The sequence below is a fragment of the Cochlodiniinecator piscidefendens genome (genome assembly GCF_011326755.1).
Taxonomy (GTDB): domain Bacteria; phylum Pseudomonadota; class Alphaproteobacteria; order Rhodobacterales; family Rhodobacteraceae; genus Cochlodiniinecator; species Cochlodiniinecator piscidefendens.
The window spans coordinates 199,308-226,087 of the sequence record NZ_JAAOIE010000001.1; the positions used below are offsets into that span (position 1 = coordinate 199,308).

Consider the following 26,780-nt stretch of genomic DNA (forward strand, 5'->3'; position numbering starts at 1 on the left):
CAAAGCCTCAAGCAACACCGTAATGAAGGGGGCAGAGTTGCGCGTCAACAGATGCGATGCACACGAGGGATAAAAATGGTTCTGGTTTTTCGTTGGTCGATGCGTCTGTTTGGGGCCGTTTTGGCCTTGGCCGTTCTTGCGGTTTTGGGAACCTATTATTTGGCCAGTCGGTCGCTCCCGACATATGAGGCGTCCTATGATATACCGGGGGTAAGCGCCCCTGTGGAAATCATTCGCACCAATGCCGCTATTCCACATGTGTTGGCACAAAACGATCAGGATGCTTTTTTCGGACTGGGTTTTGCCCATGCCCAAGATCGCATTTGGCAAATGTCCATTTTGCGCCGCACAGCACAGGGGCGTTTATCTGAGGTCTTTGGCAGTCGCACCGTTACGGTAGACACGCTGATGCGACGGCTGGATTTTTACAATCTGGCCCGCCAATCTGTCGCGGCCCAAGATCCAGAAACCATCGCAATTCTTGAGGCTTATTCAGCCGGGGTCAACGCGTGGATCAACCAGATCAACGAAGGCGCTTTGGGTCGTGGCGCACCAGAGTTTTTCCTATTTTCAAATCCTCTAACCGCGTGGCAGCCCGCCGACTCTATCGCATTGATAAAGCTAATGGCGCTCAGATTGTCCCCGCACCTAGAGGATGAAGTTTTGCGCGCGCGTCTGTCATTGGTTCTATCAAATGATCAGCTACGCGATATTTTACCAAATGCGCCGGGCAGTAGCATTGCTGAACTGCCACCTTATGCGTCGCTTGTGCCGGGGGTATCCCCAACCTATGCCGCGCTTGACACTGATGATTTCCTATCGCCTTTCCCGCGACGCGGTATGGCCGGGGCGTCCAATGCTTGGGCAGCTTTACCATCGCGCTCTGCTGGAGGTGGCACATTGTTAGCCAACGATCCCCATCTTGGGCTGTCGGCCCCTTCCACTTGGTATTTGGCGCGCCTGCAATTGGAACAAGGTGGCGTTATCGGCGCAACCATTCCCGGCATACCCATGGTCCTGTCTGGAAGGTCAGAGCAATTAGGCTGGGGCATCACAGCGTCATATTTGGATGACTTGGATGTCTATATCGAAGAAGTGAACCCGCAAAACCTGAACGAATACCGCACACCAAGCGGGTTCAAACCCTTTATGTCGGAAGATACGATAATTAATGTGCGCGACGGCGATCCGATCACTGTCACATTGCAATGGACAGAGAACGGTCCGGTTTTGCCGCCTTTGCTTTATGATTTAGGAACAATCACCCCCCGTGGCAGCGTCACATCGATTGCATGGACTGCGTTATCCCCCAACGACACGACCATCAGTGCAGCTTTGCAAATGATGCGCGCCGAAACCGTTTCTGAAGCAATGGAAGCCGGGGAACGCTTTATCGCGCCATCACTGAATGTGACATTGGCCGACGGACAAGACATCGCGCTTGTGACTTTTGGTGCGATGCCACGCCGTTCGTCGCGTCACCAAAGCCAAGGCCGTTTTCCAAGCCTTGGAGCATTGCCCGAAAACAGATGGCGGGGGCGGTTTGATTTTGCCACCAATCCTCAGTTTGTGTCGCCTGATGGCGGTCTTCTGGGCAACACCAATAACAAAATCATCGATCGCCCCTTCCCTCGTCACATGTCGTTTACTTGGGGCGATACACAACGGGTGCAGCGCTGGCAGCATCTCATGCAAAGCCGCGACGTTCATACCCGCGATAGTTTCATTGAGGCACAGCGCGACACAGTCAGCCCAACGGCACGTGCACTCCTACCATTGGTCGCCGCGGATTTGTGGTTTACCGGTGACGCCGCTGCTGAAGGCACCCAAGCACGATCTCGCCAACGCGCATTAACTTTGCTTGCCGAATGGAACGGTGAAATGGGCGAACACCTACCGGAACCTTTGATTTATTCCGCTTGGATGCGTGCGCTTCAACACCGGCTTATTCAGGATGAACTGGGGCCATTGGCCGAAGAGTTCACCCATGTTGATCCAATTTTTATTGAACGGGTTTTTCGCAATGTTGGCGGGGCTGCACGGTGGTGTGATGTCATTCAATCTGCGCCAAGCGAAACCTGCACTGTGGTTGCGCAGCAGGCATTGGATGATGCTTTGATCTGGATTAGCGAACGTTACGGCAGCCGGTTGGAATCCTTACGCTGGGGCGACGCCCACGAAGCCCAACAGGACCACGATGTTCTGGGGGATGTTCCAGTTCTAAACTGGTTTGTGAACATCCGCCAATCGACCAGCGGTGGTGATAACACAATGATGCGCGGTGTAACTTCTGGTGAAGGGGTTGATCCTTTCGCCAATGTGCACGCCGCCGGGTATCGCGGTGTTTATGATTTTGCGGATCCTGATAGTTCCGTATTCATCATCTCCACAGGACAATCGGGACACCCGTTATCGCGTTACTATGATGATTTGGGGGAACTATGGCGCCGGGGGGAATATATCCCAATGTCGCTTGACCCGGATCTCGCACGGGCGGCGGCGGCTGGCACAACATGGTTGCAGCCAGCCCCTTAAGGTATCGATGGATTAAACGTCGCGGTAGGCTTTGGCCTGTCGCGCTGTCCACAGAACGGTGATGTCAAAACCGGTTTCTGTTTGGGTTTCGGACTGCACCAATTCCTGCTGAAACAACCAGGCGCGCTTGCGCCCCTCACTAAAGGTCAAAGAAAGCGTCACTTCGGTTTTCGGATCGGTCAGCGCCTCGGACACTGCATCCAGCAGCTCCGCCAAACCTTCGCCGGTCACAGCCGAGAGCGCATGCACGTCATCGCGGCGCTCATCAGCGTTTAGGGCTGCATTGCGGCCTTCTTCATCCAATAGGTCAATCTTATTCCAAGCCTCAAGCCGAACCGCATCTTCGCCCACGCCCAATTCTTCTAGAATGGTATCAACGTCGCGTCCTTGCTGATCGGATTCTGGGTGGCTGATATCGCGTACATGCAGGATCAGATCTGCAGCCAGAACCTCTTCGAGTGTTGCACGGAAGGATGCAACCAGCTGCGTCGGTAGATCCGAAATAAACCCAACGGTATCAGACAGGATGATGTCTTTGCCTGATGGCAAAGTCACAGCACGCATTGTTGGGTCAAGCGTGGCAAACAACATATCCTTGGCAAAAACATCCGCGCCGGTCAGGTGATTGAACAGCGTTGATTTCCCGGCATTGGTATAGCCCACGAACGCAACAATCGGATAAGGCACCTTTGCACGCGCTGAACGATGCAATTCACGTGTTTTTACGACTTTTGCCAATTGGCGTTTCAGACTGTTGATTTGTTCATCAATGGCACGGCGGTCAGCCTCGATCTGGGTTTCACCCGGACCACCAACAAACCCCAAACCGCCCCTTTGACGTTCAAGGTGTGTCCAAGCCCGTACCAGACGCGTGCGCTGATAACTAAGCGCAGCCATATCCACCTGAATAACGCCTTCGCGTGTGCGCGCGCGATCGGAGAAGATTTCAAGGATCAGACCCGTACGGTCTAAAATCTTTACGTGCCATTCTTTTTCGAGATTACGCTGCTGTACGGGCGTCAGCGGACCATCCACAAGAACGAGTTCAACCTCATTATCGTGAAAAATGGTTTTTAGCTCTTCGATCTTACCGGTGCCGAACAGATACCCCGCCCGCATTTTTGGCAGTGGAACAGAGGTTTGGCCAACAATTTCAAGACCAGGCAGAGCTTCGGCCAGCGCAACAGCCTCGTCGAGAGCGTTCTGCGCCCCCCGACGATTGCGGTTGGAATGAATATCGGGGTGCAGCACCCAAGATCGTGTCGGGTGCTCGCCGCGTTCAATAGTCAAAGCTTATTCTTCACCGTCATAAAGGCTGATCGGCTGACCCGGCATTATGGTCGAAATCGCGTGCTTATATACCAATTGCGATTGTCCGTCGCGGCGGAGCAGCACACAAAAGTTATCAAACCAAGTAATAACGCCCTGCAGTTTCACGCCGTTGATCAAAAAGATTGTCACTGGTATTTTTGTTTTGCGTACGTGATTTAAAAACGCATCCTGCAAATTTTGTTTATCGGCAGCCATTGGTCTTTTCGCCTTTTTTCTATTCTGCCCCGCAACCGCAGGTCATAATTTCCCTCATTTAGGGGAGTATGGAACGGGAAAAGAGGATATTCCAGCCAAAAAAGCGTTTTATCACGTTTTCTTTGAATGCTTTGGCTTGCTTAGATATAATTTGTTTACTTTACGAACGCCAGAAACCTGGGTTTAGCAAAGCAATAATCGCCAATGTTTCCAAGCGTCCAAGCACCATTGCTGCCGCGACGATGAATTTAGAAGAGGTGCTGAGACCACTATAAAGGACTTCGCCGTTGGAAACGGCTTCGGCTAAAGGTCCAGTCGTTGAAAGCGACGATATGGTCATCACAAGCGAATCTTCGAAGTTCAACCCAGTCAATGAAAGCGCGACTGCAACAACACAGATCGAAATCGCGAACAGCATGAAAAACACCCAGGCCATCTGCGCGCCCTTTCCACGCAGATGCCGCGCCGCTTCGCCGGCACCACCAACAGACGACGGGTGAATCACCTTTTCGATTTCACGCATCCCGTGTTTATAGAGCGCAAAAACACGCAGCAATTTCACCCCGCCTGCCGTAGTCGCAACGCCCCCGCCTATTAGGGCTACCCCCATCAAAATTAATCCAGGTGTCTGCAACCCTGACCAGCTTCTTGCTTCGGCCCAATGATCAGAGAGAAAACCAGTTGTTGTCAGAAAGGATAAAACGGTAAAGGCGCTCCCCCATAAAACCCGAATAGCTGCAGAAACATTTTCGACTTCGTTTACTTCGATAGCCCCAACCCAGTGACGTAGAAACAAAAGGCATGGCAAACCAATAGCGCAGATTAATCCCATACGAAATTCGGGATCACGCCCCAACCGTTCTAAGGAATCTGATTGCGTTTCTGGGGCAAATGTCAGCCGTGAAATAGCAAAGAATAAAAAGATGAAAATTAGCAATTCAGCAAATATACCGCCACCGGCGTTCTGAATTCCCCCAACAGGTGAAATGCCGCTTGTGGAAATGGTAGACATAGCATGGCAGAGCGCCTCAAACGGGGTTGAACCAGCTAGAATGAGACAGATCCAAAGTACAAAGGTTAATCCAACATAGATGGGCAGTAATCTGGAAAAATGCATCAAAACCCGCTGGCCCGGGGTGATGGTATTCTCGGCATATACGTGATGGGCGCTTGTTGCTGAAATGCGGCGGCGCGCCGTGATTTCAAAGCCCCCAATATTAAGCGGAGCAAAGATGGCGATTGCCGCCACCCACATTAATAAACCACCCATCCACCCGACCGTCGCGCGCCACATATGCACGGTCTGCGACAAACGTTCTGGTTCGTCAAACAACGTGGCGCCCGTCGTTGTGATACTCGACACCATTTCAAAATACGCATTGATAAAAGTGGTATTGCCAATGGCTTCGTAAGTCGGAACAGCAAGCATTACGGGTAAAACAGTGAACGCCCCCAACAACGCAAGCAGGTGACTGCGGATCACGTTTTTATCCATATTTGCAGAGGTCGCGATACCCAAAATTGTAGTCAAAAACAAAAACAATACGCCGCCGTAGAAAAACACTCTTGAGGCATGGTCTTCGTCGGCAAAATAGCCATACAGCGCAGGGATAAACATCGCGCAAGCGCTTAGTCCCATCAAAGACACAAAAAGCGGCAGAGAGAGAAGGCGCGCAAGCATGGGTTAGAAGAATTCGATTGTGACTTGCAGAAGGCTTTCCAATTCTGGAACATCTTTCGCCATTGCAAACAGAACGATTACGTCACCTTCTTCGATCCGGGTTCCACCGCGTGGACGCACCACCTCTGTTCCCTTTTGTATGGCGCCTAACAGCACACCTTCTGGAAAATCGATGTCACGCACGGATTTCCCGGCAATTTTTGAAGTTGAAAGCACTTGTGCTTCGATCACCTCTGCCTCTGCATCACCGATGGAATAAACTTGGCGCACGCGCCCGTGTCGGATATGGCGCAAAATCGAACTAACCGTTGTCGCACGGGGATTAATATAAGCGTCAACATTCAAAGGATGCATCAAAGGCACCATTGTCGGGTCATTGACCAAACAAATCGACATGGCGCATCCTGCGGATTTCGCGCGCGCAGAAGCCAACAAGTTGGTTTTATCGTCGTCGGTCACAGCCAAAATAGCGTCAGCGCGGGCGATGTTGGCCTCGGTTAACACCTCTGAATCCAGACCATCCCCATGCAAAACAATGGTGCGTTCCAACGCGTCAGCCGCCCGTTCGGCGCAAGGGCGATTACGTTCGATGACTTTTGCGCGAATGCGTTCGGCGCGCTTTTCCAGCGCTTGAGCGACCGCAAGCCCAACATTTCCCGCCCCGACAACGACAACGCGTTCTTGTTTTTTGGATGTTTTACCAAAAACCTCTAGCGTGCGGGCTACGTCTTGTACGTTGGTAAAAACATAAACCTCATCCCCGGCGAATAACTGATCCCCCGGTTCTGGTGCGAACAAAGATCCTTCGCGTCGTACACCAACGACAACAGCGCTGAGCGTAGAAAAAAGATCTGTCAATTGGCGCAGCGGCGTATTTAGAACCGGGCAATCATCCTCCAACATAAGCCCCAAAAGTTGCGACTTATCTTCTAAGAACAGCTCCGTTTCAAAAGCCGAAGGTGCGGATAAGCGGCGCAGCGCAGCCTCTGCCACTTCGCGCTCCGGGCTAATCACCACATCAATCGGCATGTGGTCACGACGATAAAGATCCGAATAAATCGCATCCAGATAACTCTGGGATCTGAGGCGCGCAATTTTACGCGGCACGGCAAAAACAGAGTGCGCGATTTGGCACGTTACCATGTTCACTTCGTCAGAGTGGGTCGCAGCAATAATCATATCTGCATCACGCGCACCAGCGCGGGTCAAAATGTCGGGATAAGACGCAAACCCGGAGATCCCTTGAACATCAAGGGATTCCGTAGCGCGTTGTACCAGTTCAGGGTTGCTGTCGACCACCGTGACATCGTTCTTCTCACCCGCCAAGTGACGCGCAATTTGCCAGCCCACCTGCCCAGCACCACAAATGATTACCTTCATCGGGTATCCTTTTTGTCCCTACACCCCTTGAATGGCAGGAAGCTCCGGCCGGGTCAATCAGTCCTGTTCGACCTCATCCACATGCGCAACCCGCCCGCCTGCTTTGGCTGTTGTTACCACATTCAACGATTTTAGCTTCCGGTGCAGTGCTGAACGTTCCATACCAACAAAATGCGCGGTGCGGCTGATATTCCCGCCAAATCGGTTGATTTGGGTCATCAGATATTCACGCTCAAACATTTCACGTGCTTCGCGCAGCGGTAGTGTCGCCAAAGACCCTGACAGTATGACACGTCCTTCGTCTGGTGCTGCTTCGTCTTGTTGAGGCAACTCATTTACCTCAATCGGGCCGCTGTCTTTGCCCAAAATCAAAGCGCGTTCAATTACGTTCTTTAACTGGCGAACATTTCCGGGCCAATGCATAGTTTGCAACAGTGCGTGCGCTTCATCAGACAAAGCACGCAGTGGTAATCCTTGGTCTTTGTTAAAGCTCTCAATGAAGAACTGCGCAATTTCCGGAATATCTTCACGGCGTTCTTCGAGTGACGGAACCGCAATCGGCACAACGTTTAAGCGATGATAAAGCTCTTGGCGGAAATTTCCGGCTTCAATTTCGGCTTCTAAATCTTTGTTTGTACTGGATATCACACGAATATCCACATTAACGAGATCGCCACCACCGACACGTTGGAATTTCTGATCTACCAATACACGCAAGATTTTTGACTGCGTCACCGTTGGCATGTCAGAGATTTCGTCAAAATACAAAACCCCGCCGTCGGCCTGTTCCAACAAGCCCATTTCGACGCCTTTGGCCTCAGATATCCGACCAAACAGGACTTCTTCCATGCGCTCTGGTTCAATAGAGGCGGCGCTTACAGTGATAAAGGGTGCGTTGGCGCGGTTCGAATTGGTGTGAATGTATCGGGCTGCTACGTCTTTCCCGGACCCAGCTGGTCCAGTAAGCATCACACGACCATTGGATTTCGTCACCTTATCAAGGTTAGATTTCATCACCTTAATCGCCGAACTTGATCCAACCATTTCAGTTGGACCGTCTTCTTTGCGGCGCAACGCAGAATTTTCGCGGCGCAAACGCGACGTTTCCATCGCGCGGCGGATCACCACCAAAAGCTGATCAATGTTGAATGGCTTTTCAATGAAATCGTAGGCCCCTTGCTTAATTGCAGCGACAGCAATTTCGATGTTGCCGTGTCCTGAGATGATCACGATCGGAACATCAGGATAATCGCGTTTGACAGTTTTCAGGATATCAATCCCATCCATGTCGCTGTCTTTTAGCCAAATATCCAACACCATGAGCGCAGGCTGTTCAGCTTGCACTTCTTTCATGCAGTCATCGGAATTCCCAGCCAGGCGAGTGGTATAGCCTTCGTCTTGTAAAATATCCGCGACCAGTTCTCGAATGTCACGTTCATCATCCACGATCAAAATATCAGACATACTACCCTCACTTATTCTTTTTCTTCTTGGATTGTAACATTTGGCAGACGGATAATCATCATTGCTCCAACCCTTGCGTTTTCAGTAAATGGCTCTGCGTCTTCCAGCAGGAAGGCGCCACCGTGTTCTTCGACAATTTTTTTCACAATCGGAAGGCCCAAGCCTGTGCCCTCTGAACGTGTTGTGACATAGGGTTCCAGCAGTTTTGCTCGATCCGCGGGCAAACCAATCCCATTGTCACAAATACGGATCTCCGCATCATTTTCGTCCATCTGCAATGAAACCCGTACCTCGGGTTGGTAACCCGCTTCACCTTTCAAGGTTTCAGTCGCTTCGCCCGCGTTTTTGATCAAGTTGGTCAAAGCCTGCGAAATCATCGTCGCATCGACCTCTGCTGAAAAAACGCTATCAGGGATATCGGACGTTAGTATTACATCGCTTTGCCCAACGTCCTGCAATAGGACGACATCACGCAAAAGCTGCGCAAGATCATGGGTCCGGCGTTCAGGCTCAGGCATACGCGCAAATTTTGAAAACTCATCAACGATCCGCCGCAAATCACCAGTTTGGCGCACGATCACATCGGTATACTGTTCCAATACCGCAGCATCGTCGCCAACTTTGGGCGCGAATTTACGCTTAAGGCGCTCTGCGGAGAGTTGAATAGGCGTGAGTGGGTTTTTGATTTCATGCGCAATGCGTTGCGCCACATCCCCCCAAGCAGCCATGCGCTGTGCTGAAACAAGATCTGTCACATCATCAAAAGCCACAACATAACCTTCTAACACGCCATCTTCGTTGCGCCGGGTCGACATACGCACGAGTAGGTTTTCAAGCTTACCCGCCCGCACCAATTTGATTTCTTCTTGGGCGACATTGCGACTGCCTTCGCATAACTTATCAAACAAAGCGCCAAATTCTGGCACGGCTAAGCCAATCTGAAGACGGCGGTTTTCATCAGGTAAGTCGAGCAAACGTTCAGCCGAACGGTTCACGAACGTTACCGTGCCTTCGGCGTCCAAACCGACAACCCCTGCAGTGATTGACGATAACACTGAATCAAACTGACGACGACGTAATTCGATCTGATCCGTGTTTTCCAAAAGTGCATCGCGCTGCCCCTTTAGTTGACGGGTCATCTGATTAAACAGGCGACCTAGCATAGCGATTTCATCGTCACCGTCTTCTTCGACCACCTGAACGTCTAGATCACCAGAGCCAACCATCTGCGCCGCGCCAGCCAAACGTCCAACAGGGCGCGCAAGCCGTTCGGCGAACCAAAGACCTAACCAGATCGCCGCAAGCACCAAAATCACCGCAAACCCGAGATACAGAAGACCAAACTCAAACAACATGCGCCCTCTGTCGCTTTCGAGTTGGTTATAAAGCGCAACAGTTTCCTGCGTATCGTCGAGCAGGTTTAAAATTTCTCCATCCACATCACGGGTCACATAGAGAAAACGATCATTAAAGGTGCTCAGCATAATCAAAGCGCGAAATTCGTTGATAGGCCAATCTTCAATAACAACTGTTTCGCCTTCGATCGCGCGATCAAAACTATCCGCAGAGGGCATTTCAAAATCAAACAGATACGATCGTTCGCCACGGGCGCGTATATTGCCGCTGCCATCAATGATAAAAGCTTCGCGCAGACCACGTTGGACCAAGCCCTGCCCCGTTTCCAAAACTTGTCTTAGCTCACCATCTGGGATGATGAAATTAGCGGACTGCGCAAGGTTAACGTAATCCGCCAAAGCTGCGGCATCTGCTGTCAAAGCAATGGATTGTTCTGTTTTATAGGCTTCAGCGGCAGCAAGTGAAGAACCAACAACCTGACGCACACGGTCAGAAAACCATCCTTCTAGCCCGACATTCACAGTCAGCATCGCAAAGACCGCAACCAGAACCGTTGGGATCAACGCAACAAAGGTAAATACGCCTGTCAATCTCAGGTGAAGCCGCGATCCAGCCGAACGCACGCGCCGTGCCGCAATCATCCGCGCGATACGCTGCAAGACCAACGCCGCAACAAGCAAAACATAAACGAAATCGGCTAAAAGAACGAGCCGCAGCGCATTCGTGTTATTTGCAGGCCGGAAAGGACCGAGGACCATAAATGTGGCAATCGCCAAAATTGGCCCCAAAAGAACCAACCCAAGCGTCGACATATTCTGCAATCGTCTCAGCCGCCGAAGCCGCACGAGCCGATCCATTGTCGTTTTTCCAATCAGGTGCGCCACACACCGATTCCATCAAAATTCAGTCGCATTTTGCGAAATACCGCTTTTTATACTTGTTCCCGGACTGAAACATTCCGGTCACTCTTTTGTTGCGGTTTTACATCAATTTGCGGCGGCGTGTCACCCTAATATCGAGTTCTGTTAGTTTCTTACGCAATGTATTGCGGTTGATCCCCAAAAGATCGGCACATTTAGCCTGATTGCCACCGACGGAATCCATAGCCAATTCGATCAAAGGCAGCTCAACTTCGCGTAAAACCCGTTGATATAGCCCACTTGGCGGTATTTCATCGCCGTGCAAATCAAAATATCGCTTTAAATGACGTTCAACAGATTGCGACAGGCGTTCGTTTTGCGGTGCAAATTGGACGGCCTCGGTTGGCGAAACTATGCCGATAAGGGTTTGCACGTCTTCAGATGTTATCGTGTTTTCTGCACTTGTAACCAGAAGCCGACGCATAACGTTCTCCAGTTGCCGCACATTTCCTGGCCACGCAAATTGCACCAATGCACCTATGGCGTCGTCAGAAAGAGACCGCTCAGCCAATCCTTCTGCTGCCCCGCGTTCTAGGAAATGTTGTGACAAGAGGCTGATATCCTCGACGCGATCCCGTAATGGGGGAATATCGATTACCACGCCAGACAATCGGTAATAGAGATCATCGCGAAACGACCCTTCGGAGAGACAATTGATCAAATTCGCCTGACTGGTCGCTATAATACGGGGGCCATTCGCCGGGATACCATCGATAAACCGAACCAAACGCGCCTGCGCCTCTAGGTTAAATGCGCCAACTTCATCGAACAACAGCGATCCGTTGCCCGCTTTTTCCAACAATCCCTGTCCAGAGACGCTATCGGAAAAATCATCTGGTCCAACACGCGAAAGAGGCGCAGCTCGACGCTCGCTAAACTCATGGATGGCTTGCGCAACCAAAGTTTTGCCCGTCCCGCTTTCGCCCCCAACCAAGACTGGCAGATCAGCGTTCATAATACGCGCAACCAACCTGTAAAGCGCTTGCATCTCTTTGCTGCTGCCTACCAACGGCAAATCCTGTGTTTCAGCCACAAATTCCGAATGCACTGCGGGTGAAGGCGCTTGAAGCGTTTGTTTTTGCTGAAGCCCCTTGCTACATCGAGTCATAAGCTCTGGCAGATCAAAGGGTTTGGGCAGATAATCAAAAGCATCGCCAGCCTCAGCCCTGATTGCGGTTGTAATCGTGTTCTGCGCAGAAATGATAATCACCGGCAAACTTGGCCGTAAGGTTGTGATTTTTGGAAGTGCCTCAAGCCCGTTGCCGTCGGGCATAACAACATCAGAAATAACAAGATCACCGCGGCCCTCTTCGACCCAACGCATCAATGTTGCCATTGATCCTGTTGCGTGCACTTTGGCACCTGCGCGGGTCAATGCTTGGGTCAGAACAGTGCGGATTGTACGATCATCATCCGCAACTAAAACAGTGCCATCCATCGTATTCTCCTACGTTTGCGCCAAAGGAAGCGATACACGAAACACCGTGCGCCCGGGTTTCGTGTCCAGACTCATTAATCCGCCATGATCAGCGATTATTTTACTGACCAGAGCCAAGCCAAGCCCGGTTCCATTTTCCCGCCCGGATACAAACGGATCAAAAATATGATCGCGCATGTCTTCGGGAACGCCGGGACCGTTATCAATAATATCGACCTGCAATGGAACGGACCGGGTTGATCCATCTTTGTTGCGCAATCGAAGCCCGTGGTCATAGCTCGTTCGAATGCAGATTTCCCCATTTTCGCGAACGCCAACGGCCTCAGCCGCGTTTTTGAGAAGATTAAGAAACACCTGCAACATCTGATCAGGATCGACCTGCGCGTCAGGTAAAGATGGATCATAGTCATCCACCAATTTCAGAGAGGCACCAAACCCGACGCTCGCGGAGCGGCGCGCGCGATCAAGAAGATTATGCAAATTGACGGGCTGTTTGTGCGGCGGTAGCAAGTTTCCAAATTGTTCCACTTGCTCAAGCAAAGACACGATACGGCGGCTTTCTTCAACGATCAATTTGGTGAGTTCTTGATCCTCGGCCGACAACCCCATCGACAATAACTGCGCAGCCCCGGTAATCCCCGCAAGCGGATTCTTGATTTCATGTGCAAGCATTTCCGCCATGCCAATCGCACTGCGCGCTGCTTTGTTACTGTTTTGCTGTTGCCCTACACGCCCAACCATATCGTTGGGATGAATCGTCAATAAAAGGGTGTTTTTTGTATCATCCAACACCCCCACTTGAACCTGACAAAGATAAGGCACGCCTGAAACAAGAACATTCATTTCATTCATCAAAACGGGTGCTTGCGATTGGCGACAACGATCAAATGCATCTTTCAATGTATTTGGTGCGTTTTCCAGAATGATTGCCGAATGCGTTGGTTTTCCAATCAACGACTTTCTGGATCGGTTCAGAAAACTTTCAGTCGCTGGATTGATCTCTTTGATCGAATCCAGCTGATCAATCAGCAGCGTCGGCATTGGCAGTGTCCGCCAGAGGGTTTCAGCGTCAATGCTCATCCTGAATGATCCTCAAGCGCATCTTTTAGCAGCACCAACACTTGTTCAGGTGAGCGCTCTGTTAACACGGCTTTGCGAAGCGTTGGTTCAGTTTTGGCGTGATCCATATACCACCCCAAATGTTTACGCGCGGTTTTGGCTCCTAGCTCTGATCCATAAAACTTTAACATCTCTTCGTAGTGATCAGAAACCATTGATACAAATTCATGTGATCGCGGTATGTTCGGTTTAGCGCCGCCATAAAGATCTGCCGCAACTTCGGCCAATTTCCACGGCGCTCCTTGCGCGCCGCGACCGATCATAATGCCGTCTGCACCGGATAGGGTCAAAGCCTCGCGCGCGGTATTGCTATCCACAATATCACCATTGGCCACCACGGGGATTTCAACGGCGTCTTTCACCTGCTGGATCGCAGCCCAATCTGCGCGGCCTTTGTAGAATTGACACCGGGTGCGACCATGAATGGTGATCATCTGAATACCGGCACTCTCAGCCCGTTTTGCTAGAATAGGCGCATTCAACAGCGCATCATCCCATCCCAGACGCGTTTTCAAGGTCACAGGTAAATCAACCGCAGCAACGACGGCCTCAATCAACGTCAAAGCATGATCCAGATCGCGCAACAAAGCAGAACCAGAATACCCGTTCACGACCTTTTTTGCCGGGCACCCCATATTGATATCAATGACGCGTGCGCCGTTGGCTTCGACCTGACGGGCGGCTTCACCCATCCAATAGGCATCACGTCCGGCGATCTGAACAGACGTATTCGCTGCGTCAAACCCCAATTCGGCCTTCGCGCGTACGCCGGGTTTAGATTGCACCATTTCCTGACTGGCCACCATTTCGCTGACCACCAACCCTGCCCCAAAACGCGAGACGAGATTGCGAAAAGGCAAATCTGTAATCCCAGCTAAAGGCGCGAGTAAAACTGGTGGGTTCAACGTGATATCAGAAATCTGTAAGGCCAAACGCCTAATCCTTGTGCAACTTTCTTTGCGTTTTTTAGGTTTAAGGGGGAAATCCCTATGTGGCAAACAGTGATAGCCCAATTTAACGGATGTTTTTTCACTGCTCAATTTTTAGGCATTCATAGCAAAGGCGAGAGTCTATTGTCAGCAAAGTTCAGAGCGTTTAGGAAAAGCACAACAAACCAGAGGTATTCATGACAGTCACAGCAATCATTGTGGCAGCGGGGCGCGGCACACGTGCGGGCGGCGATATTCCAAAGCAATATCAAAAATTGCGTGGGATCCCTGTATTGCAGCGTACCATTTCCCAGTTCCAAACTCACAATGATATTTCCAATATTGTCATTGTCATGAACCCAGACGATCAAGCGCTCTTTGATCTGAATATCTCGGTTGAAAATGTGACGTGTGTTGCGGGTGGTGCCACACGCGGGGCGTCGGTGCTTGCGGGTTTAAACGCTGCGCCATCTAGCACGCAAAAGGTCCTTATTCATGATGGCGCAAGGCCTTTAATTTCACATGCCGTCATTGATCGTGTGTTGGATGCGTTAAATGACGCACCTGGTGCTGCACCTGCCCTCCCGGTTACAGATGCATTATGGCGTGCGTCAGATGGCTTTGTGACGTCTCCACAATCCCGCGACGGGCTATGGCGCGCACAAACGCCACAGGGTTTTGATCTGGCCGCCATTCGCGACGCCCACCTTAAACATGACGGATCAGCCGCCGATGACGTCGAAGTCGCCTTGCAAGCTGGCATGCCTGTCCGCATTGTTGAAGGGGATGACTTAAACCTTAAACTCACCCATGCAGCGGATTTTGCGCGCGCCGAAAAAATGATGGAACACACTATGGATATTCGCCTAGGCAATGGCTTTGATGTACACGCCTTCACCGAGGGGGATCACGTCATTTTATGTGGTGTTGAAATTCCCCACGACAAAGCGTTGCTAGGCCATTCTGATGCCGATGTGGGTATGCATGCGGTGACTGACGCAATTTACGGCGCCTTGGCAGATGGCGATATTGGTCAACATTTCCCCCCGTCTGATCCTCAATGGAAAGGGGCGGCAAGCCATATTTTTCTAACACACGCCTGTCAGCGCGCGCGCGATGCGGGATTTGGTATCAGCAACGTTGACTGCACCCTCATTTGTGAGCAACCAAAGATCGGGCCGCATTCTGAAAAGATGCGTGTAGAAATGGCCCGTTTAATGGGGATGGATTTAGATCGTGTGAGCGTAAAAGCCACCACATCGGAACGGCTTGGCTTTACGGGCCGCAAAGAAGGGATCGCAGCACTTGCCACCGCGACATTGGTGAAACTATGAACCTTCCCCATATCATCGCCACTTTTTTTCATGTGGGACATTTACGCCCTGCGCCCGGCACTTGGGGGTCATTGGCCGCCCTGCCCGCGGCATATATTTTAAACTTGATCGGCGGTTTTAATCTGCTCGCAATCGCAACGGTTGTCGTCTTTTTTGCAGGCTGGTGGGCAACCGTTCAGGACACCAAAGGTAAATCTGACCACGACCCTTCTGAAATCGTCATTGATGAAGTTGTCGGTATGTGGATTGCGCTCTGGCCGGTTGCGATTGGGGCGTCACATGCAGGTGTTGATATGTTGGCATTATATCCTGGCTGGATTGTCGGATTTGCGGCGTTTCGCCTATTTGACATCACAAAACCCGGGCCTGTTGGTTGGGCGGATCGTCAGCACACCGCGCTGGGCGTTATGCTAGATGATGTGATTGCAGGAATTATGGCCGCGTTTGCCGTTGGTCTTGGCGCGTGGTTCTCGCACGGAGTATTGGGCGGATGACCCTTGCGCTCACCTTGCTTAACCTTGCGAAGGAACGCGGTGCAATCATCGCAACCGCCGAAAGCTGCACCGGCGGAATGGTAAGTGCTGCGATCACTGATATCGCAGGATCGTCAGCCATATTTGACCGAGGCTTTGTCACATATACCAATGACGCAAAAATCGAAATGCTCGGCGTTACGCGACACAGCCTAGATGAATTTGGTGCTGTTTCCGAACAAGTCGCTGGTGAAATGGCATCGGGGGCAGTTCAACAATCTCGCGCAACTGTCGCTGTTTCGATCACAGGTATTGCAGGCCCCGGTGGCAGCGATTTTAAACCCGAAGGGCGAGTCTGCTTTGGAATTAGCACTGGAAACCAAGTACGCACGGAAACTAAAGAGTTCGGTCCCTTGGGGCGCGATAATGTTCGCAAAGCCGCGCGCGATTACGCTTTGACTTTATTGATCCAACAGCTTTCCTGAACAGCGTTATTTTCACCCAATGCAGGATTTTACTGCTCAAATTCTACGCAGTTTAATAATCAGGCCCAATAATTCAGCCTATTCCAGCTGAGTTTCTTTCATTTCTCTTCGGTTCGGCATCCTTTGCCCTTGAAACCATCTCAACCGAGGGGAAAAGAAATGGTCGGAGCCGATACCGCGTGGATCATGGTCGCCACAGCACTTGTTCTATTTATGACATTACCGGGCCTTGCGCTGTTTTACGGCGGGTTGGTCCGGTCGCGTAATGTTCTCAGCGTGTTTATGCAATGCTATTCCATTGCCTGTTTAATGAGCATCCTCTGGCTCGCCGTTGGTTATACGATCGCTTTTGGCGGCGGTGACAGCCCCTACTGGGGTGGCTTGGGCAAGGCGTTTCTTTCCGGCATAGACGCCGATAGCCTGTCCGGAACATTGCCCGAAGTCTTGTTCTTTGCGTTTCAAATGACCTTTGCTATCATTACGCCTGCACTGATTGTCGGGGCTTATGTAGAACGGATCAGTTTTGGATTTGTATTAACATTTTCAGGACTTTGGATGCTGTTGTGTTATGCCCCTGTAGTAAACTGGATTTGGGGTGGTGGCTTTTTAGCCGATGGCGGAATTTTTGGTGACACTGGTGTCAAAGATTTTGCCGGCGGAATTGTTGTGCATGAAACGGCCGGCATTGCCGCACTTATGATTGCGATATTCCTTGGTCCGCGTAAAAATCGTACAACCCCGCCGCATTCTCCCGGTTTTGTTATGATCGGCGCTGGAATGCTATGGGTCGGTTGGTTTGGCTTTAATGGTGGCTCGCAACTCGCTGCTGATGGTGGTGCCGCTATGGCCATTACGGTCACGCATATTTCTGCTGCGACAGCGTCGTTAACGTGGGCTTTGTGGGAGAAAATCAAATATGGCAAGGCGTCGTTGGTGGGCCTTGTGACAGGAACCATTGCGGGCCTTGCATCGATTACACCCGCCTCGGGTTTTGTGGACCCCATGCAGGCCATGATGATCGGTGCCGTGGCCGGTATTCTATGTCAGGAAAGCGTAACCTTTATCCGAAATAAACTGAATATTGACGATACGTTAGATGTGTTTGCAGTACATGGCGTTGGAGGGATTTTCGGCACTATCATGATCGCAGTCTTTGGTCTGGGAAGTTGGGCCGCGCAGTTAGGCGGGTTGGCAATTGTTGGGGTATTTACAATTGTCGTGACCTATATCGTGATCCGCGTCACGATGGTGATCACCCCAATTCGGGTCGATCTTGAAAGCGAAGTGAACGGTCTTGATCTCAGTTCGCATGGTGAGCGCGCTTACGATATGACGTCTTAATGAGCGTCTCTTTCGAATAATAACATGTACCCCTGCGCATCAAGCGCGGGGGTTATCCGTAAAGAACCTGCGCGCGTTGTTCAAAAGCTTTAACAATGCGGTTCATGGCCTCATTAAAAACAACGCCAATCAGCTTTTGTAGAATTGCATTTTTGAATTCGAAATCAACGAAGAATTCGACCTCTACGCCGCCGTCTATATCTTTGAATTGCCAATAGGATTTCAAAAACTTAAACGGGCCATCCAAATATTCAGTGTCAATGCGCATCGTCTCAGGATTAAGGACAACACGGCTGCCAAAACGTTCCCGAAACACTTTAAACGAAATAACCAAATCGGCAGTTAAAACGGTCTGCTGATCACGCGGAACAGATGACCTGATACGCGCAGCTGAACACCACGGCAGGAATTCAGGATAACGCGCGACATCGCCCACCAGATCATACATCTGTTGCGCTGAATACGGCAGAACCCGTGTTTCGCCATGTGTCGGCATCGAACAACCCCTCATTCTCTGGGAAGGTCATGTGTGCCAATTCGTACCAAAAATCAAGAGCCGATCCATTCGCTTTTCTGTTATCCCACCGTAATTCGCACTATCAATCACGCGGTGACTTGGCTAATTTGCCAATGGCTTAGCAAGACCGGAGAAAGCAATGCCTAATCGACCACATGTCATTGATCAGATGATTTCAGCAAAATCTATTGCCGCGCGGATTGAAGAATTATCCCATGAAATTGAGGCAGAATTCGCTGATACGGATAAGTTGGTTGTGGTTGGATTGCTGCGCGGATCATTCGTTTTTATCGCTGATCTGGTGCGCGAATTGGACCTACCGGTTGAGGTCGATTTTTTAGAAGCATCCTCGTACGGAGATAGCATGGAAAGCTCTAGAGAAGTCCGTATTATGAAGGACTTACGCGGTGAAATTAATGGTCGCGATGTGCTGCTCGTTGAGGATATTGTAGACACGGGTTTCACCCTTAAACACGTGGTGAAATTGCTGAAATCTCGGGAGCCAAAAAAGATGCGCACGATCGCGTTGTTGGATAAACCGACCCGTCGTGAAGTCGAAGTGAAAGCCGACTGGACAGGTTTCACCATCCCGGATGAATTTGTTGTGGGTTATGGTATTGATTTTGCGCAAAGAAATCGCAATCTACCGTTCATTGGCAAAGTCCGTTTCACATGATTAGTTTTCGCTGGTTATTGCGCGCTAAACAATGGGCCAAGAACCCGCCAAGCGAAGATAAAGTAAAATTTGTCTTCGCAATCATAGGCTTGTGCTTACTTCTTGCGGGGTATGATTACTTCTTTGGTTGGCCAGAGGCACTGACCCCAAATGGGGATGCACGCGGCCGGGTCCGTTTTCCAACCCAGTAAATACGACGTATGATTTATGTGCACAAAGCGTATGACAATCGTATGGCTCCTATGCATACGATTGTCGGATTTTGGATGTTAGCCGCGGGCCAATTTGGCCAAACGCGCATCGCGCAATTGGGCGAAATCATCACCTGCGTGGTAACTGGATCGCGTCAGTGGCGTCGCAGATACCATCAAGAATCCTTTGCCATAGGCGGCGGTTTCATAGGCTTTGAATTCATCCGGCGTAACAAAACGATCAATCGCGTGGTGTTTCACGGTCGGTTGCAAATATTGGCCGATAGTGAGGAAATCAATGTCGGCGGCGCGCATGTCTTCCATCACCTGAAGCACAGATTGGCGGTTTTCGCCAAGCCCAACCATGATCCCGGATTTGGTGAACATCGACGGATCCAACTCTTTGACCCGCTGCAACAGACGCAGGGAATGAAAATAGCGCGCGCCGGGGCGCACTTCGGGATATAGACCCGGAACGGTTTCTAGGTTGTGATTAAACACATCAGGTTTGGCGGCGACGACGACCTCTAGCGCGCTGTCATCACAGCGGATGAAATCGGGCGTCAGAATTTCGATTGTGGTTTTAGGCGATTGGCGGCGCACGGCGCGGATGGTTTGTGCGAAATGTTCAGCACCGCCATCTTTGATGTCGTCGCGATCTACCGATGTGATCACCACATGATTGAGGCCAAGTTTTTTCACCGCATCCGCAACGCGGCCCGGTTCAAAAATATCGAGGTCTTCGGGTGGCTTACCGGTGGCGATGTTGCAGAAGGTACAGGCGCGTGTGCAGACTTCGCCCATGATCATCATTGTGGCGTGGCCCTGCGACCAGCATTCACCGACGTTCGGGCAACCTGCCTCTTCGCAGACGGTGGTTAACTTATTGTCGCGCATGATTTTATGGGTTTCAGCGTAGCCCTCACCACCCGGAGCCTTCACACGAATCCAGCTGGGCTTTTTCAACGGCGCATTGTCTTTGCGGTGGGCTTTCTCTGGGTGACGTTCGGCCGGGATTTTAAGATCACGCATCGCGATTTTCCTTCTCAGTTGATCAAGTTATAACCAAGCCTGTGCAGAGTTACCAGATGCGACCTAACAGCATAAAAATTCGTCTAAGTTAACCCTGCGACAGTGAGGTGATTGATCCGAAATTAGAATCGTTATAAGGCTGCCGCAGGCACCCCTATTTGGGCGAACTCATTTCATACTTTCACCGAAGGATAGACACCATGCAAGCTGGTATCAAACTGCCAACCGTGACGTTCAAAACACGTGTACGCGACGAGTCAATCGAAGGCCCAAACCCATTCCGTTGGGAAGACAAAACAACTGCTGACTACTTTGGCGGCAAACGTGTTGTTCTGTTTTCGCTCCCAGGCGCATTTACACCGACCTGTTCAACATACCAATTGCCAGGTTACGAAAACGGCTTTGCTGATTTCCAAGCTGAAGGCGTTGATGCAATTTACTGCATGTCCGTGAACGACAGCTTTGTCATGAACAAATGGGCCGAAGCACAAGGCGTTTCCAACGTTGATGTGATCCCTGATGGCTCAGGCGAATTCACCCGCAAAGTTGGCATGCTGGTTGCAAAAGACAACCTCGGCTTTGGTGATCGTTCATGGCGTTATGCTGCTGTTGTAAAAGACGGCGTTGTCGAAGCATGGTTCGAAGAGCCAGGCCGCGAAGACAACCACGGCGACGATCCATATGGCGAATCTTCCCCTGAGACTGTTTTGGCATGGCTCAAAGCAAACTCAGAAGCTGCTGCATAAATTTTGTAAGTTAGTCTTATGAAAAGGCCCGCTTTTGGCGGGCCTTTTTCGTTTAGTAGTAGGTTTCATTTGAACGTAATAATAAGCCCGTTTCAAAAAACAACATTATCTTAAGCAGATTGTTTGGGAAATTCCGGGTGAGCTTATTAACCCTACACTTTTTGGTAAATAAGCTATTGAGAAAATGAAAAGGCGCTACGAATATACAGCGCCCTTTTGTGTTTCATTAACCAATCATCGGACCGTATTTTCCGTGGGTTTGTTCATAATGGAGCTTAAGGCGTTGCAGGGCAATACGCAGAACAATTTTACCTGAACGCGCAGACCAGCCCATGCGTTTTTCTGCAGCCTCAATACCCTCAAGGTAACAGCAGCACCGTAGGGCGACGTCGCCCAAACCCGGGCCAAGATCTGCCAGCGCTTTGGAAACACGATCACGGGCGGCTGATGGGCCTTCGCCGATGCGATTATCACCGCTGATGCCACCACGGCCACCGCCACCTGTCAGGAACTTTTCCCAATTCTGAGACACACGTGGACCCATTTGCGCAAGTTCAAAATCTTCGCGCAGACGTTCGCCTGCAGACACCAAATCATCCGTAAGAAACGGCTGACCTGTTTTGTCTTTGCGCCGCGCCAACCCCGCGAGTGGCGACTCAGCGAGGTTATAGCGAATAGTACGCGGGCGTTCAGATTCACCTTCAGTGATGTCACGTGTACCCCATTCGCGGTGCTGATCCCCAAACATCGCCTGAGAATCGTGAAACCCGGATTTTGCAGCTTCTTGTTCGCTAAGCATCCGTTTTAATGCAGCAATTCCAGCTGGAGTGACTTCGTACTGGGTTATTTTTCCTGATTTGGAACATTTGATCCAATCCTGAAGCGCCATTGCTTGGGCAATTTCAGTATCGATAACGGCTGTGCGAGTGCTTTTGCCCCCCGGCAGCTCCCGCAATACAACAGCTTTTTCCATCTCTTTTGCGACGATCAAAACAGCGCCTGTTTCGGTCAGGCGGCGCAGGGCACGTTTGGCTTCACGCTCCATGCGGGCATCGAGTGGCTTAAGGGTGGATTTACGAACATGTGCATTCATTTGTGGCATTTCCTTTTGCGTAGCAGAGCAATTTTTCTGGAAATGTTCACGACCGAGTTGACGCAGCGCCGAATCAACCAAAGGGTCGTCTCGGCGGTTCTCATAACGCCGGATTTGGCGTAGGATAGTTGATGCATGACATCCGACTTTACGCGCGACGGCGCGGATCGACATGCCGCTTTCAGTGTGCAAAAGATAGCGTTCAGCCTCTTCTGGCACCCAGTACGGCAGGCCTTTTGAACTATCGTTCGTATGCCCTGTAGCTTTGTCCATTACTGTGTCCCCTTCACTTAGAAACAGCCACACATTCAGCATCAACCCTGAGTTGCATTGGTTACTCTATCGTTAATATTTCCCGATACTTACATCATTGTTTCTATTTCCTAAACAATACTCAAAGCGCCGTTCGTAGGTTGTTGAAGACTCGCAACACCTCCTAAAGTTGAGTCATGCTGAGCAAAATTCGAAAGGAAACCTGACATGACCGATTTGATGAGCCTGCTTGAAACACTTCGCCGCCCTAGCCTTTTGATCCGTGCTGCGCGCCACGGACTTGATCATTATTGCCGTGATCGCGATTTGTTGCGCATCATGAAATCAGGTGCGATGCCATCCCCTGGTCAGGCTGTCGCGACCCTGATGTCAGAAGAGCGCGGTTATGAGGAAAAACGCAAAACGGGCGACGCCTCATATAGCGTCGCCCGTCATGTGGAAGTTCTGATCGCCCTAATGGCAGAGGCCCGCGTTATGCGTACCCGCCGCTCACAGGCTTAAATGAATGCATCCGGCATAGAAGCTTTTTTCTTGGCAACAAATTCTGCCAATGCTTCTTCGACTGCCGGATCAATGGCCGGTTTCTGATAGTCACCGAGCAATTTCGCAACGCGTTCAGAGGCGAGGGTTTGGGTGTCACGTGCACCTTCTTCTTGCCAAGTCTCAAACGGTTTGTAGTCCAACAGTTCGGTGCGCCAGAAGGCTTCCTTAAAGTTCGCCTGCGTGTGTTCACAACCTAAGAAGTGACCGCCCGGGCCAACTTCGCGTAGCGCACCCATAGCTTGACCGTTTTCGGACATGTCAACGCCAGCAGCCAAACGGTGCAGAACGCCCAATTGGTCCGCATCCATGACGAATTTCTCAAACGAGGACACAAGCCCACCTTCGAGCCAACCACATGAGTGCAACATGAAGTTCACACCACCCAGCAGCGCTGCGTTGTGGGTATGAGCGGTTTCATATGCCGCCTGCGCATCTGGTAGCTTTGAACCACAAAGGCCACCACCGGAACGGAACGGAAGCCCCAAACGACGTGCCAATTGGCCTGCTCCGTTCAGAATTTGCGTGGCTTCTGGTGTACCAAATGTTGGCGCACCTGAGTTCATGTCAATTGAGGTCACAAACGCACCAAAGATTACGGGTGCGCCTTTGCGTACAAGTTGGCTATAGGCGATACCTGCAAGAACTTCAGCCAGAACCTGGGTCAAAGTACCTGCGACAGAAACAGGCGCCATTGCGCCACCGACGATGAACGGCGAAATGATACAACCTTGGTTGTTTTTCGCGTAGACATCCAACGCGCCAACCATGATCGGGTCAAACGTCAACGGAGAGTTGATGTTGATCAGAGAGGTTGTAACGGTGTTTTCCTGAACAAAATCTTTGCCAAACAACACACCACACATATCAACGGTATCTTGGGCGCGGCTTGGTTCGGTCACAGACCCCATGAACGGTTTGTCTGACAACGTCATGTGCGCGTACAACATATCAAGGTGACGTTTGTTCACGGGCACATCAGTTGGTTCGCAAACGGTGCCGCCTGAGTGATGCAACCATTTGGACATATAGCCCAGTTTCACGAATTTATTGAAATCGTCCATTGTTGCGTAACGGCGACCACCATCAGCATCACGCACAAAGGGAGGGCCATAAACAGGCGCACAAACGAGTGACTTGCCGCCGATGACGACGTTTTTCTCAGGATTGCGCGCATGCTGGGTATACTCGCTAGGTGCGGTTTTGATCAGTTCACGGCATAGACCTCGAGGGATACGCACACGTTCACCATCAATGTCTGCACCCGCTTCGCGCCACATCTCTAGGGCCTCTGGGCATTCAACAAAGTTGACGCCGATTTCAGCCAATACGGTTTCAGCGTTCTCTTCAATAATTTGAAGCGCTTCTTCGTTTAGGATTTCGAGGTTTGGAATATTGCGTTCGATATACTTTGCAGTTTCGATATGAACAGCAGTGCGTTGCGCGCGACGGGCAGCACCACCGCCCCCACGTGCACGACGAGATCCAGCTTCAGCCATTGTATTTGTCTCCGTAACTGACTCAATTGAGTTTCGCTGACAAGCATAGCCAAGAAATCCGCCTTTCGTCCGATGATAGCGGCGATTGTGGGGTGAAAACGACATTGGTATACAATGGTACGTCGCATTTTGAGAGATTCTATTGTGGAAATGAACCCAGTTTGGCGCCCAAAGCAGCGCATCCGCCCATTGGTTATCGGCGTTATTCGTCGGGCAACTGCACTTTTAGTGGCTGAGGTCACAAATGACGATGGCACCACAAAGGGATGGCGGCCGTTGGGGGGCGGTGTGGAGTTTGGAGAAACACGCCAAGCCGCATTACGTCGCGAATTTACCGAAGAGCTGAGTAGTGATCTCACTGATATTGAAGAGATTGCGACACTTGATAACATTTTCATGCACAACGGCGCACAGGGGCATGAGATTATTGCTGTTTATGAGGCTAAGCTCACCAAATTAAATTTATACGAGACATCAAAATTTTACGGTAACGAAGCTGGCGCATCATTTTTATGCCGCTGGATTGAAATTGAAGAATTTGCCAATGGAGGTGAAACCTTATTCCCTGAAGGGCTGCTTTTGCATCTCTAGGCTTGCATGATTGCGCACTTCGTTTTATTGCGCGCCTATGACCCAAGCATCCCATGACCGCCTCCTCATCATAGACTTTGGCTCTCAGGTCACGCAGCTGATTGCGCGCCGCCTGCGGGAGCTCTCTGTTTATTGCGAAATTCACCCTTATCAGAATGTGGATGAAGCCTTTTTGGCTGACTTTGCGCCAAAGGCTGTGATCCTATCTGGTGGCCCCGACAGCGTCACTCGCGAAGGATCGCCACGCGCACCACAAAGCCTGTTTGAAATGGGTCTACCTGTTTTAGGCATTTGTTATGGTCAGCAGACCATGATGCAGCAATTGGGTGGCTTGGTTGAAACCGGCCATGGCACTGCTGAATTTGGTCGCGCCTATGTCACGCCAAAAGTCGCGCAGCTGGATATTCTAGACGGTTGGTTCTCTGATGGGGACGAACAAGTCTGGATGAGCCACGGCGACCACGTATCCAAAATAGCACCGGGATTTGAGGTTTACGGCACCTCCCCCAATGCGCCATTTGCGATCACCGCTGATCCGTCGCGCCATTTCTATGCTGTGCAATTTCACCCTGAAGTTCACCACACGCCAAACGGCGCGAAGCTTTATGAAAACTTTGTGCGTCTGGCTGGGTTCACCGGTGATTGGACGATGGATGCTTACCGCGAACAGGCAATCGCGGCGATCCGAGCACAGGTTGGTGATAAACAAGTTATCTGTGGTTTGTCCGGTGGCGTTGACAGCTCTGTTACGGCTGTGTTGTTGCACGAAGCCATCGGCGATCAGCTGACCTGCGTTTTTGTCGATCACGGTCTGCTGCGCAAAGGTGAGGCCGAAGAGGTCGTCACCATGTTCCGCGACAACTACAACATGCAGTTCATTCATGCTGATGAACAAGAGCTGTTCTTGGGTGAGCTTGAGGGACAGTCTGATCCTGAAACCAAGCGCAAGATCATCGGTAAGCTGTTCATCGACGTGTTCCAAAAACACGCCAATTCCATCGATGGTGCTGAGTTCTTGGCGCAGGGCACTTTGTATCCGGATGTTATCGAAAGCGTTAGCTTTTCAGGTGGACCATCTGTGACCATCAAAAGCCACCACAATGTTGGCGGTTTGCCTGAAAAAATGGGCCTGAAACTGGTCGAACCTCTGCGCGAGTTGTTCAAAGACGAAGTGCGCGCGCTGGGCGTTGAGCTGGGTCTTCCGACGTCGTTCATCGGTCGCCATCCGTTCCCTGGACCTGGGCTTGCTATTCGTTGTCCTGGTGAAATTACCCGCGAAAAACTGGATATTCTGCGCGAAGCAGATGCCGTTTATATCGATCAGATCCGTAAACACGGGTTGTACGATGATATTTGGCAGGCGTTTGTCGCGATTTTGCCTGTGCGCACCGTCGGTGTGATGGGTGATGGGCGGACTTATGATTTTGCCTGTGCTTTGCGCGCTGTAACATCCGTTGATGGCATGACTGCGGATTATTATCCGTTTACCCATGAATTCCTCGGTGAAACCGCCACACGGATCATCAACGAAGTCAAAGGCATCAACCGCTGTACATATGACATCACATCCAAACCGCCCGGAACAATCGAGTGGGAATAAAAACCTTCAACGCCGGCTCTTTTGGGTCGGCGTTTTGCAT

General features: G+C 50.9%; 23 protein-coding genes. 10 read left to right on the forward strand and 13 right to left on the reverse strand.

The window, feature by feature from the left end; translation table 11 throughout:
* The first annotated feature begins 75 nt into the window (after positions 1 to 75).
* Positions 76 to 2,535 carry a penicillin acylase family protein gene (locus G9C99_RS01020; RefSeq protein ID WP_166415597.1) on the forward strand — a complete coding sequence of 820 codons (2,460 nt, stop codon included), beginning with the start codon at positions 76 to 78 and terminating at the stop codon, positions 2,533 to 2,535.
* 12 nt (positions 2,536 to 2,547) lie between these two features.
* Here the strand turns inward: G9C99_RS01020 and hflX are convergent, their stop codons facing one another.
* From hflX to dusB, 9 genes are all read right to left on the reverse strand, one after another.
* Complete coding sequence (gene hflX, locus G9C99_RS01025) at positions 2,548 to 3,819, reverse strand: GTPase HflX (RefSeq protein ID WP_331459970.1); 1,272 nt, start codon at positions 3,817 to 3,819, stop codon at positions 2,548 to 2,550.
* A 9-nt stretch (positions 3,820 to 3,828) separates the two neighbouring features.
* Positions 3,829 to 4,062: an RNA chaperone Hfq gene (gene hfq / locus G9C99_RS01030; protein ID WP_166415598.1), complete on the reverse strand. Its 234-nt coding sequence runs from the start codon at positions 4,060 to 4,062 to the stop codon at positions 3,829 to 3,831.
* A gap of 160 nt (positions 4,063 to 4,222) precedes the next feature.
* Positions 4,223 to 5,680: a TrkH family potassium uptake protein gene (locus G9C99_RS01035; RefSeq protein ID WP_231703938.1), complete on the reverse strand. Its 1,458-nt coding sequence runs from the start codon at positions 5,678 to 5,680 to the stop codon at positions 4,223 to 4,225.
* A 66-nt stretch (positions 5,681 to 5,746) separates the two neighbouring features.
* Entirely contained in the window at positions 5,747 to 7,123 is a 1,377-nt protein-coding gene (gene trkA / locus G9C99_RS01040) for a Trk system potassium transporter TrkA (RefSeq protein WP_166415600.1), read from the reverse strand.
* A 57-nt stretch (positions 7,124 to 7,180) separates the two neighbouring features.
* Positions 7,181 to 8,587 carry a nitrogen assimilation response regulator NtrX gene (ntrX, locus tag G9C99_RS01045; protein WP_166415601.1) on the reverse strand — a complete coding sequence of 469 codons (1,407 nt, stop codon included), beginning with the start codon at positions 8,585 to 8,587 and terminating at the stop codon, positions 7,181 to 7,183.
* Between the two features lie 11 nt (positions 8,588 to 8,598).
* Entirely contained in the window at positions 8,599 to 10,800 is a 2,202-nt protein-coding gene (locus G9C99_RS01050; protein WP_166416272.1) for a sensor histidine kinase NtrY-like, read from the reverse strand.
* A gap of 124 nt (positions 10,801 to 10,924) precedes the next feature.
* Positions 10,925 to 12,301, reverse strand: a complete 1,377-nt coding sequence (locus G9C99_RS01055; RefSeq protein WP_166415602.1) for a response regulator — start codon at positions 12,299 to 12,301, stop codon at positions 10,925 to 10,927.
* 9 nt (positions 12,302 to 12,310) lie between these two features.
* Positions 12,311 to 13,381, reverse strand: coding sequence for a two-component system sensor histidine kinase NtrB (locus tag G9C99_RS01060; RefSeq protein ID WP_166415603.1), 1,071 nt, complete (start codon positions 13,379 to 13,381; stop codon positions 12,311 to 12,313).
* Positions 13,378 to 14,352: a tRNA dihydrouridine synthase DusB gene (dusB, locus tag G9C99_RS01065; RefSeq protein ID WP_166415604.1), complete on the reverse strand. Its 975-nt coding sequence runs from the start codon at positions 14,350 to 14,352 to the stop codon at positions 13,378 to 13,380. The genes G9C99_RS01060 and dusB overlap by 4 nt, the downstream gene beginning before the upstream one ends.
* 194 nt (positions 14,353 to 14,546) lie before the next feature.
* On the opposite strand from dusB, the gene G9C99_RS01070 reads away from it, so the two are divergent.
* The 4 genes from G9C99_RS01070 (at position 14,547) to G9C99_RS01085 (ending at position 17,982) form a co-directional block, all read left to right on the forward strand.
* A complete protein-coding gene (locus G9C99_RS01070) occupies positions 14,547 to 15,683 on the forward strand; it encodes a bifunctional 2-C-methyl-D-erythritol 4-phosphate cytidylyltransferase/2-C-methyl-D-erythritol 2,4-cyclodiphosphate synthase (protein WP_166415605.1) in 1,137 nt (378 codons plus the stop codon).
* Positions 15,680 to 16,177, forward strand: coding sequence for a phosphatidylglycerophosphatase A family protein (locus G9C99_RS01075; protein WP_166415606.1), 498 nt, complete (start codon positions 15,680 to 15,682; stop codon positions 16,175 to 16,177). Before G9C99_RS01070 ends, G9C99_RS01075 begins: the two co-directional genes overlap by 4 nt.
* Positions 16,174 to 16,641, forward strand: a complete 468-nt coding sequence (locus G9C99_RS01080; protein WP_166415607.1) for a CinA family protein — start codon at positions 16,174 to 16,176, stop codon at positions 16,639 to 16,641. Before G9C99_RS01075 ends, G9C99_RS01080 begins: the two co-directional genes overlap by 4 nt.
* Positions 16,642 to 16,800: 159 nt before the next feature.
* The gene (locus G9C99_RS01085; protein WP_166415608.1) at positions 16,801 to 17,982 is read left to right on the forward strand and encodes an ammonium transporter; all 1,182 of its coding nucleotides are present in this window, start codon (positions 16,801 to 16,803) and stop codon (positions 17,980 to 17,982) included.
* Between the two features lie 52 nt (positions 17,983 to 18,034).
* Here the strand turns inward: G9C99_RS01085 and G9C99_RS01090 are convergent, their stop codons facing one another.
* Positions 18,035 to 18,478 (reverse strand): type II toxin-antitoxin system RatA family toxin, encoded by a 444-nt coding sequence (locus tag G9C99_RS01090; protein ID WP_166415609.1) that lies wholly within the window; start codon positions 18,476 to 18,478, stop codon positions 18,035 to 18,037.
* 160 nt (positions 18,479 to 18,638) lie between these two features.
* Between G9C99_RS01090 and hpt the strand changes: the two genes are divergently transcribed.
* Positions 18,639 to 19,175 carry a hypoxanthine phosphoribosyltransferase gene (gene hpt, locus G9C99_RS01095; RefSeq protein WP_166415610.1) on the forward strand — a complete coding sequence of 179 codons (537 nt, stop codon included), beginning with the start codon at positions 18,639 to 18,641 and terminating at the stop codon, positions 19,173 to 19,175.
* Positions 19,176 to 19,444: 269 nt separating this feature from the next.
* Here the strand turns inward: hpt and lipA are convergent, their stop codons facing one another.
* Entirely contained in the window at positions 19,445 to 20,398 is a 954-nt protein-coding gene (gene lipA / locus G9C99_RS01105) for a lipoyl synthase (RefSeq protein ID WP_166415612.1), read from the reverse strand.
* A 200-nt stretch (positions 20,399 to 20,598) separates the two neighbouring features.
* On the opposite strand from lipA, the gene G9C99_RS01110 reads away from it, so the two are divergent.
* On the forward strand, positions 20,599 to 21,144 hold the full coding sequence (locus tag G9C99_RS01110) for a peroxiredoxin (protein WP_166415613.1): 546 nt from the start codon (positions 20,599 to 20,601) through the stop codon (positions 21,142 to 21,144).
* Positions 21,145 to 21,370: 226 nt separating this feature from the next.
* On the opposite strand, the gene G9C99_RS01115 is transcribed toward G9C99_RS01110, so the two are convergent.
* On the reverse strand, positions 21,371 to 22,510 hold the full coding sequence (locus G9C99_RS01115; protein ID WP_166415614.1) for a DUF6456 domain-containing protein: 1,140 nt from the start codon (positions 22,508 to 22,510) through the stop codon (positions 21,371 to 21,373).
* Positions 22,511 to 22,717: 207 nt separating this feature from the next.
* On the opposite strand from G9C99_RS01115, the gene G9C99_RS01120 reads away from it, so the two are divergent.
* Entirely contained in the window at positions 22,718 to 23,011 is a 294-nt protein-coding gene (locus G9C99_RS01120) for a DUF6477 family protein (RefSeq protein ID WP_166415615.1), read from the forward strand.
* Here G9C99_RS01120 and G9C99_RS01125 read toward each other — a convergent pair.
* Positions 23,008 to 24,549 (reverse strand): trimethylamine methyltransferase family protein, encoded by a 1,542-nt coding sequence (locus G9C99_RS01125; RefSeq protein WP_166415616.1) that lies wholly within the window; start codon positions 24,547 to 24,549, stop codon positions 23,008 to 23,010. The genes G9C99_RS01120 and G9C99_RS01125 overlap by 4 nt on opposite strands.
* Positions 24,550 to 24,663: 114 nt before the next feature.
* On the opposite strand from G9C99_RS01125, the gene G9C99_RS01130 reads away from it, so the two are divergent.
* Positions 24,664 to 25,140 (forward strand): NUDIX hydrolase, encoded by a 477-nt coding sequence (locus G9C99_RS01130; protein ID WP_166415617.1) that lies wholly within the window; start codon positions 24,664 to 24,666, stop codon positions 25,138 to 25,140.
* Between the two features lie 37 nt (positions 25,141 to 25,177).
* Positions 25,178 to 26,740, forward strand: a complete 1,563-nt coding sequence (gene guaA, locus G9C99_RS01135; protein WP_166415618.1) for a glutamine-hydrolyzing GMP synthase — start codon at positions 25,178 to 25,180, stop codon at positions 26,738 to 26,740.
* Positions 26,741 to 26,780 lie beyond the last annotated feature (40 nt).